General features: G+C 65.8%; 9 protein-coding genes. 7 read left to right on the forward strand and 2 right to left on the reverse strand.

The genetic code is table 11. The annotated features are described in order from the left end of the window. Positions 1–129, forward strand: a 129-nt coding sequence (gene zapE, locus FJ311_15560; protein ID MBM3952851.1) for a cell division protein ZapE, incomplete at its 5' end; no start/stop codon positions are given. Between the two features lie 64 nt (positions 130–193). On the opposite strand, the gene FJ311_15565 is transcribed toward zapE, so the two are convergent. Together FJ311_15565 and FJ311_15570 are read right to left on the reverse strand one after the other, a co-directional pair. Continuing rightward, entirely contained in the window at positions 194–538 is a 345-nt protein-coding gene (locus tag FJ311_15565) for a DUF86 domain-containing protein (protein MBM3952852.1), read from the reverse strand. Then, the gene (locus tag FJ311_15570; GenBank protein MBM3952853.1) at positions 538–840 is read right to left on the reverse strand and encodes a DNA polymerase beta; all 303 of its coding nucleotides are present in this window, start codon (positions 838–840) and stop codon (positions 538–540) included. The genes FJ311_15565 and FJ311_15570 overlap by 1 nt, the downstream gene beginning before the upstream one ends. Positions 841–992: 152 nt before the next feature. On the opposite strand from FJ311_15570, the gene FJ311_15575 reads away from it, so the two are divergent. From FJ311_15575 to FJ311_15600, 6 genes are all read left to right on the forward strand, one after another. After that, positions 993–1,259 carry a histidine kinase gene (locus FJ311_15575; protein ID MBM3952854.1) on the forward strand — a complete coding sequence of 89 codons (267 nt, stop codon included), beginning with the start codon at positions 993–995 and terminating at the stop codon, positions 1,257–1,259. Between the two features lie 170 nt (positions 1,260–1,429). Further along, complete coding sequence (gene nadA / locus FJ311_15580; protein MBM3952855.1) at positions 1,430–2,497, forward strand: quinolinate synthase NadA; 1,068 nt, start codon at positions 1,430–1,432, stop codon at positions 2,495–2,497. A gap of 21 nt (positions 2,498–2,518) precedes the next feature. After that, complete coding sequence (nadC, locus tag FJ311_15585; GenBank protein MBM3952856.1) at positions 2,519–3,382, forward strand: carboxylating nicotinate-nucleotide diphosphorylase; 864 nt, start codon at positions 2,519–2,521, stop codon at positions 3,380–3,382. A 192-nt stretch (positions 3,383–3,574) separates the two neighbouring features. Continuing rightward, positions 3,575–4,546, forward strand: coding sequence for a malate dehydrogenase (mdh, locus tag FJ311_15590; GenBank protein MBM3952857.1), 972 nt, complete (start codon positions 3,575–3,577; stop codon positions 4,544–4,546). 16 nt (positions 4,547–4,562) lie between these two features. Further along, entirely contained in the window at positions 4,563–5,765 is a 1,203-nt protein-coding gene (gene sucC, locus FJ311_15595; protein MBM3952858.1) for an ADP-forming succinate--CoA ligase subunit beta, read from the forward strand. 2 nt (positions 5,766–5,767) lie between these two features. Further along, the coding region (locus FJ311_15600; GenBank protein ID MBM3952859.1) for a succinate--CoA ligase subunit alpha at positions 5,768–6,273 on the forward strand (506 nt) is incomplete at its 3' end.

The raw sequence follows: 6,273 nt of genomic DNA on the forward strand, positions 1-6,273 counted from the left end.
TCGGCCGACGCGCGGCCGGAAGAGCTGTACACCGAGGGCACCGGGTCGTTCGAGTTCCAGCGCACGGCGTCGCGCCTGATCGAAATGCAGTCGGACGACTACATTTCCTCCTGGGACGACCGGGGCTGACTTCTCACAGATCGAGCAGAACCGGCGGCGATCCGAAGTTCGCCCTCTGGGATGATGGAAGTTTTCACGTTCGCCTATCCCGCGATGCGGCCCGCAGAGCTTTTTCCAGCGGATCGAGATCGTCGACCACAACGTCCCAAATCCGGCGCGTGTTGGTCCGGAAGTACTCGTGCACGATACGATCGCGTATCCCAGCGATGGCTCGCCAGGGAATGGCCGAGTGAGCCGCCTTCAATTCCGGACTGAGGCCTTTCGCGGCCTCTCCAATGACGCCAATGGAGTAAAGAACCGAACGGACGACCATCGGGTTTCGCGCGAAGGCCGGATAATCCATTCCCGCCGTGTCGGCGCGGATATCGGCGATAGCAGTCAGGATATCGTCAATCCACTCGCCGTCGCTGCGGGCCATCAAAATACCCGCACATGCTCCCGGTCGAACGCCGCGCGTACCGTCGGTCGAAGGGCGTCGGTTTCGCCGAGATCGACGGGACGTCCCAAACGGTCTTCGAGCAAAAGCCGCGTGTCTTCCATGCGGATCAAGGAAAACGACCGGCCGGCCTCGATGTCGACGGCGATATCCACATCGCTGTCAACGCGCTCGTCGCCGCGCGCCACCGACCCAAAAATAGCCAAATGACGGATGCCGCGGCGGTGGAGCTCGGCCTCCTCCGCCTTGATCCGGGCCATCATCTCATCAAGCGCTCTCGCCATTGCTTCTCGGGCCGTTTCTTCATTCGTTTCATAACATTAGGCAGAATATGCCGAAACCACAAGTCGCACCGCTCCTTGAATGGCCGGGTTCCTATCCGGCATCATTGCTGCTAAGGATTCCCAGCCTAACCCCCGGCGAAAGGAGACCCGGCGTGACCCATTTTCTTGTCTCGGATAGCAAGCCCGACGGCTACAAGCTCGAAGAAATCCTCTCGGTGATCCGCGCCGACATCATCACCCGGTGCGGCAAGATCAGCGGCGACAACCGGCCCGAAGCGCGCCAGGTGCTGCACAACAACATGCGCGTTCTCGTCTTGATCAGCGACGCGATCCAGCTCGCCGAGGATTCGACCCGCGTCCTGGAAAAGGCGTTCGGCCCCTCGGTCAAGGGCGGGCCGCCCCGGATCGGCAGCCCCTGACACCCAAGACATGGTGCGTTGTTGCCCGCCCGGATCAAGAATTGCTAATATAAGCGTCTTGCTAAAGCGATCCTCGCCCCCTAATTCTAATTTGCTGGATGGGAATTCGAGGGCATTGTCGGGGGGACACGGGGGCAATGTCCTGGGCCTTGGGGCCCGAGTTTTAGGGGATGGGCCCAGGGAATAGGCCAAGGGAAGAAACCGTGATCGAAACCGTCGTACCCGCGCCGGAAGACGCGAAGTCGCTCCGCGACATCGCGCCCGCCCTCGATCTCGAGGCGGAGATCGCGCGGCTTCGGCGCGAGAAGAACGCGGTCATCCTCGCCCATTATTACCAGGACGGCGACATCCAGGACCTCGCCGATTTCGTCGGCGACTCGCTCGATCTCGCCCGCGCCGCCGCCGGGACCGCCGCCGACACCATCGTCTTCTGCGGCGTGCGCTTCATGGCCGAGGTCGCCAAGATCGTCAACCCGACCAAAACCGTGCTGCTGCCCGACGCCAATGCCGGCTGCTCGCTCGAGGAAGCGTGCCGTCCGGACGCCTTCCGCGCCTTCCGCGAGGCACACCCCGACCACGTCGCCATCACCTACATCAACTGCTCGGCCGAGGTGAAGGCGCTCTCCGACATCATCGTCACCTCGGCCAACGCCGAGCACATCGTGCGCCAGATCCCGGCCGACAAACCGATCCTGTTCTCGCCCGACCGCCATCTCGGCGCCTACGTCATGCGCCGCACCGGGCGGCCGATGACGCTGTGGAACGGCATCTGCATCGTCCACGAACAGTTCTCGGAGCGCGAGCTGCTCGCCCTCAAGGCGCGCCATCCGCGCGCCAAGATCACCGCGCATCCCGAATGCCCCGAGGGCATCCTGGCGCACGCCGACCACGTCGGCTCGACCCGCAACATGCTGCGCTACGTGCTGGAGAGCCCGGACAAGGAATTCATCGTCGCGACCGAAAAGCACTTGCTGCACCAGATGCAGAAGGCGGCGCCGGACAAGACCTTCATCGCCGCGCCGGGCGCGGACGGCAGTTGCGACTGCGCGCGTTGCCCGTACATGGCGCTCAATACCCTCGAAAAGCTGTACCTCGCGCTCGTCAACGGCGCACCCCGCATCGACATGCCGGAAGACCTGCGCCGCCGCGCCTATTTGCCGCTCCAGCGCATGCTCGACATGTCGCCGCCGGCGACGCAAGCGATGCGCCGCCAGCCCATCGGCGTCGCCGCCGAATAGGGCGCGTTCCTCTTTTTCTCCATGTCGCTCGCGCAAGGCGACATCGCCAACGATATCGCCGACGATATTGAGCGTGTGATCGACGCGGCGCTGGCCGAGGACGTCGGCCGCGGCGACATCACCACCCGCGCCATCGTTCCCGCCGGGGCACGGCTCGCGCTCGTCATGCGCACCCGCCAGGCGATCGTGCTCGCCGGCATCGCGGCCGCGGCGCGCGTGTTCCGGCGCCTCGATCCCAAGGCTAAGATTGAGATTCTCGCGCACGACGGCGAGCGTTTTGACGCCGGCGCGACGCTCGCCCGCGTCGAGGGCGACGCCGCCGCCCTGCTCACCGCCGAGCGGACCGCCCTCAACCTGGTCCAGTTCATGAGCGGGATCGCGACGCTGACCCGCGCCTACGTCGATCGCATCGCCGGTACGCGCGCCCGCCTGCTCGATACGCGCAAGACGGTGCCGGGCCTCCGCGCGCTCTCCAAGTACGCGACCCGCATGGGCGGCGCCACCAACCATCGGGTGCGGCTCGACGACGGCATCTTGATCAAGGACAACCACGTCGCCATCGCCGGCGGCATCGCCGAGGCGGTTCGCCACGCCCGCACCGGGCGCGACGGTATCCGCGACGTGCGCGCCGAATGCGACACCCTCGATCAGGTGCGGGACGCCATCGCCGCCGGGGCCGATTCGATCCTGCTCGACAACATGGACGTCGCTACCTTGCGCGAGGCGGTGCGCCTGGTCGCCGGGCGCGTGCCGCTCGAAGCCTCGGGCGGGGTGACGCTGGAGAACATCCGCGCCATCGCCGACACCGGCGTCGATTTCATCTCGACCGGACGCATCACCCAGTCGGCGCCTTCCGTCGATATCGGTCTCGACGTCGCCGATTAGGGTTGGGGCCGATTAAGGTTAACGGTCCCGGCGCGGCGCGCGGGAGCGCCCCCTTTTTTCCGGATAGGCGCCGGCCCACCTCGTTGGACAGCCTCGCCCTTGCGAGGCCCCCCAAATCGCGGTACCACATGCGGGTTTTCCCCGCCTTTTGCGCGGGTTTCATCCACGATATCCCTTTCCCAAGGAGCCCCCATGGCCCGCAAGAAAATCGCCCTCGTCGGCGCTGGCAACATCGGCGGCACGCTCGCCCACCTGATCGGGCTCAAGGAGCTGGGCGACGTCGTCATGTTCGACGTGGTCGAGGGCATCCCCCAGGGCAAGTCCCTCGACCTGATCCAATCCTCGGCGATCGAGGGCTTCGACGCCGAGATCGCCGGCACCAACGACTATGCCGCGCTCAAGGGCGCGGACGCGGTCATCGTCACCGCCGGCGTCGCGCGGAAGCCGGGCATGAGTCGCGACGACCTGATCGGCATCAACGCCAAGGTCATGGCCCAGGTCGGCGACGGCATCCGCCAGAATTGCCCGGGCGCGTTCGTCGTTTGCGTCACCAATCCCTTGGACGCCATGGTGTGGGCGCTGCGCGAGGCCTCGGGCCTGCCGCACCACATGGTGGTCGGCATGGCGGGCGTGCTCGACTCCGCCCGCTTCCGTTATTTCCTCGCCGACGAGTTCAAGGTTTCGGTCGAGGACGTGACCGCCTTCGTCCTCGGCGGTCACGGCGATACCATGGTGCCGCTGCTGCGTTATTCAATGGTCGCCGGCATCCCGGTGCCCGATCTCGTGCGCATGGGTTGGTCGACCCAGGAACGCCTCGACAAGATCGTGCAGCGCACCCGCGACGGCGGCGCCGAAATCGTGGCGCTGTTGAAGACCGGCTCCGCCTTCTACGCCCCGGCCAGCGCCGCGGTGCAGATGGTCGAATCCTATCTCAAGGACAAGCGCCGCGTGCTGCCGTGCGCGGCATGGCTCGACGGCCAATACGGCGTCAAGGGCCTCTACGTCGGCGTGCCGGTGGTGATCGGCTCACGCGGCGTGGAGAAGGTGGTCGAAATCCAGCTCGACGCCAACGAAAAGGCGGCGTTCCAGAAGTCGGCCGACGCGGTGAAAAGCCTGTGCGCGATCACCGAAAAACTCCTCAAGGAAGCGCAGGCGAAGGCCTAGCCGTCGCGGTCCCCCCATGAACATCCACGAACACCAAGCCAAGGAATTGCTCGCCCGCTACGGCGTCGCCGTGCTCAAGGGCGGCGTCGCCTTCACGCCGGACGAAGCGTTGAAACGGGCGGAAGCGCTGCCCGGCCCGGTCTGGGTGGTGAAAAGCCAGATTCACGCGGGCGGGCGCGGCGCCGGGCGCTTCAAGGACAACCCCCAAGGCAAGGGCGGCGTGCGCATCGTCAAGTCGATCGCCGACGTCAAGGCCAACGCCGCCGAGATGCTCGGCCACGTGCTGGTCACCAAGCAGACCGGCCCCGCGGGCAAGGAAGTGAAGCGCCTCTACGTCGAGGACGGCTGCGCCATCGCGCGCGAACTCTATCTCGGCATGCTGCTCGATCGCGCCACCTCGCGGCTGACCCTGATGGCCTCGGCCGAAGGCGGCATGGAGATCGAGGAAGTCGCCGCCAAGCATCCCGAAAAAATCATCAAGGTTTCGATCGACCCGGCGGCCGGCTTCATGCCCTATCACGGGCGGAAAATCGCCTACGGCCTCAAGCTCGAAGGCAAGCAGATCGCGAGCGCCATCAAATTCATCTCCGCCATGTACAAGGCCTTCGTCGATCTCGACTGCTCGATCGTCGAAATCAACCCGCTGGTGGTGACCCAGGCCGGCGACGTGGTGGCGCTGGACGCCAAGATGAACTTCGACGACAACGCGCTCTATCGCCACGCCGACGTCGCGGCGATGCGCGACGAAAACGAGGAAGACCCGGCCGAGCGCGAGGCGTCCAAGCACGAACTCAACTATATCCGGCTCGACGGCAACATCGGCTGCATGGTCAACGGCGCCGGGCTCGCCATGGCGACCATGGACATCATCAAGCTGCACGGCGGCGCGCCCGCCAACTTCCTCGACGTCGGCGGCGGCGCCTCCAAGGAGCGCGTCACCGAGGCGTTCAAGATCATCCTCGCCGACAAGAACGTGCAGGCGATCCTGGTCAATATCTTCGGCGGCATCATGCGCTGCGACGTGATCGCCGAAGGCGTGGTCGCCGCCGCGCGCGAGGTGCACCTCGGCGTGCCGCTGGTGGTCCGGCTCGCCGGCACCAACGTCGACAAGGGCAAAAAGATTCTCGCCGACTCGGGCCTGCCGATCATTTCCGCCGATGATCTCGACGACGCCGCCAAAAAGGCCGTCGCGGCGGTGAAGAAAAGCAAGGGGCGCTGACCATGTCCGTCCTCGTCGACAAGAACACCCGCGTCATCTGCCAGGGCTTCACCGGCGCCCAAGGCACCTTCCATTCCGAACAGGCGATCGCCTACGGCACCAAGATGGTGGGCGGCGTCACCCCCGGCAAAGGCGGTACCAAGCATCTCGGCCTGCCCGTGTTCGACACGGTCGCCGAGGCCGCGGCCAAGACCCGCGCCAACGCCTCGGTCATCTACGTGCCGCCGCCGTTCGCCGCCGACGCGATCCTCGAGGCGGTCGACGCGCAAATTCCCCTCGTCGTCTGCATCACCGAGGGCATCCCGGTCCTCGACATGGTGCGGGTCAAGCGCGCGTTGAAAAACTCGGCCACCCGCCTGATCGGCCCCAACTGCCCCGGCATCATCACGCCGGGCGAATGCAAGATCGGCATCATGCCCGGCCACATCCACAAGAAGGGCTCGATCGGCATCGTGTCGCGCTCGGGCACGCTCACCTACGAAGCGGTGGCGCAGACCACCGCCGCCGG

The sequence above is a fragment of the Rhodospirillales bacterium genome, assembly GCA_016872535.1.
GTDB lineage: Bacteria > Pseudomonadota > Alphaproteobacteria > Rhodospirillales > 2-12-FULL-67-15 > 2-12-FULL-67-15.

Bases quoted from the DNA above. Each gene is read 5' to 3' on its own strand.
- FJ311_15565 (MBM3952852.1), bottom strand. From the start codon at position 538: ATGGCCCGCAGCGACGGCGAGTGGATTGACGATATCCTGACTGCTATC.
- FJ311_15570 (MBM3952853.1), bottom strand. From the start codon at position 840: ATGGCGAGAGCGCTTGATGAGATGATGGCCCGGATCAAGGCGGAGGAG.
- nadA (MBM3952855.1), top strand. From the start codon at position 1,430: ATGGGCCCAGGGAATAGGCCAAGGGAAGAAACCGTGATCGAAACCGTC.
- nadC (MBM3952856.1), top strand. From the start codon at position 2,519: ATGTCGCTCGCGCAAGGCGACATCGCCAACGATATCGCCGACGATATT.
- mdh (MBM3952857.1), top strand. From the start codon at position 3,575: ATGGCCCGCAAGAAAATCGCCCTCGTCGGCGCTGGCAACATCGGCGGC.
- sucC (MBM3952858.1), top strand. From the start codon at position 4,563: ATGAACATCCACGAACACCAAGCCAAGGAATTGCTCGCCCGCTACGGC.